At 72.0% G+C, this 1,961-nt stretch carries 2 protein-coding genes; one reads left to right on the top strand and one right to left on the bottom strand.

Translation table 11 applies throughout. The features are described 5' to 3' along the window. Window positions 1-118: 118 nt before the first annotated feature. On the top strand, window positions 119-1,549 hold the full coding sequence (locus HW578_RS25985; RefSeq protein ID WP_198373602.1) for a beta-ketoacyl [acyl carrier protein] synthase domain-containing protein: 1,431 nt from the start codon (window positions 119-121) through the stop codon (window positions 1,547-1,549). Window positions 1,550-1,749: 200 nt separating this feature from the next. Here the strand turns inward: HW578_RS25985 and HW578_RS25980 are convergent. Then, on the bottom strand, window positions 1,750-1,961 hold a 212-nt coding region (locus HW578_RS25980), incomplete at its 5' end, for an integrase core domain-containing protein (RefSeq protein ID WP_198370636.1).

The raw sequence follows: 1,961 nt of genomic DNA, 5'->3' as shown, positions 1-1,961 counted from the left end.
CCGGCGGCGGCGCAGCCGCAGCGCGGCCAGCGCCGACCCGCCCTTCCCCCGGAAGCCTTCGGCGCGCGCCCCGTCGGGCTGCGATGACGCGGCGCGCCAGACGCGGCAAGCTCGCCGCATGATCGTTGCAAGCCGCCGTCGGGCGGCAGGAGCCGGACACCCCCCGCAGGATGCGGTCGCCATCGTCGGCGCCGCCGCGCGCATGCCCGGCGCGCCCGATCTCGGCGCCTTCTGGGCGCTGCTCGAGCAGGGGCGCGACGCGGTCACCGCGATCCCGCCCGACCGCTTCGACCAGGCGCGCTGGCTGCACCCGCGCAGGTCGGAAGCCGGGCGGTCCTATACCTTCGCCGCCGGCACGATCGGCGATGCGGCCGGCTTCGACGCGCAGGCCTTCGGCCTGTCGCCACGCGAGGCCATCGAGATCGACCCGCAGCAGCGCGTGCTGCTGGAAGTCACCGCTGAGGCATTCGAGGATGCGGGCTGGTCGGCCGAACGGTTGGCCGGGCGCAACATCGCGGTGTTCGCGGGCGGATCGTCCACCGACTATGCCGAGTTGCGCCTGGCCGACCCCGCCACGGTCGACCGCTTCTTCATGACCGGCAATGCGCTGTCGATCCTGTCGAACAGGATCGGCAACGTCTTCGACCTGCGCGGCCCGGCGCAGACCATCGACACCGCCTGCTCCTCCTCGCTGGTCGCACTGCACCTGGCGATGCGCGCCCTGGCCGATGACCCTGCGCTGGAAGGAGCCGTGGTGGGCGGCGTGTCGATGCTGCTCTCGCCCTATTCCTTCATCGGCTTTTCGCGCGCGGGGATGCTCTCGCCGACCGGGCGCTGCCGCGCCTTCGACGCGGCGGCCGATGGCTATGTGCGCGCCGAGGGCGCGGGCGCGGTCATCCTGAAGCGCCTGCCGGATGCGATCGCCGGCGGCGACACCATCAACGCCGTGCTGCTCGGCAGCGGGGTGAACGCCGCCGGGCGCACCATCGGCCTGTCGCTGTCCAACCGCGCCGCCCAGGCCGCGCTTATGGAGCGAGTGATCGCGCGCGCCGGCATCCCGCCGGACCGCTTCCTGGCCTTCGAGGCGCATGGCACCGGCACCCGCGTCGGCGACCCGGCCGAGACCTGGGCGATCGGCACCACCATCGCGCAGCGCCGTGCCGCGCCGCTGCCGATCGGCTCGGTCAAGACCAACATCGGGCACCTCGAGGCCGCCTCCGGCATGGCGGGCCTGCTCAAGGCCGTGCTGATGCTGAAGCACGGCGCGATCCCGCCCTCGCTGCACTTCAACGAGCCTAATCCCGAGATCGACTTCGACGGGCTGAATCTCGCCGTGCAGACCCGTCATGCGCGCCTGGAACCACGACCGGATGCGGTGGTCGGCGTCAATTCCTTCGGCTTCGGCGGCACCAACGCCACCGTGCTGGTCGGCCGCGCGCCCGAACCCAGGCCGGCGCGCGCGACGGGCGTGCGCGGCAGCCCGCCGCTGGTGCTCTCGGCCCGCTCGGCGGCCGCCCTCGCCCTGGAGACCCCTGCGAAACGCGCCTGATCGGGTGATGGAGGCGTGGCGGCGGCTTGGAAGCGGCCTTTGTGTTCGGTTTCGGTGTCTGGCATCCGTGCGGCGGACGCACGTGGACGCCTCGAAAAACCCCTGGCCGCGACGGGGCTGATCTGATTCGCTTTGGCTGGTGATGACGAGGGCGCGGCATGTCGGGACAGGCGGTGACCCTGCCCCCCAAAAGCCCTCGTTCATGAGCAGAGCCTGTTCTCCATTTGCCCCGACGCGGGGCGGGTTGCAAAGGCTGCGGGGGTGAGCCCGTTCAGGCTCGTGTGCGGGCGGGCCGTGTTGTAGTCGCTCCTCCATGCTTCGATGATCCGGCGCGCCGCGGGCAGGCTGCCGAACAGGTGCTCGTTCAGGCACTCGTCGCGGAACCGGCCGTTGAAGCTCTCGACGAACCCGT

Origin of the sequence: Roseomonas rosulenta (assembly GCF_016106005.1) — a bacterium.
Lineage (GTDB): Bacteria > Pseudomonadota > Alphaproteobacteria > Acetobacterales > Acetobacteraceae > Neoroseomonas > Neoroseomonas rosulenta.
The sequence above is the reverse complement of the archived record's forward strand: the minus strand, read 5'-3'. Positions and strand labels throughout refer to the sequence as shown.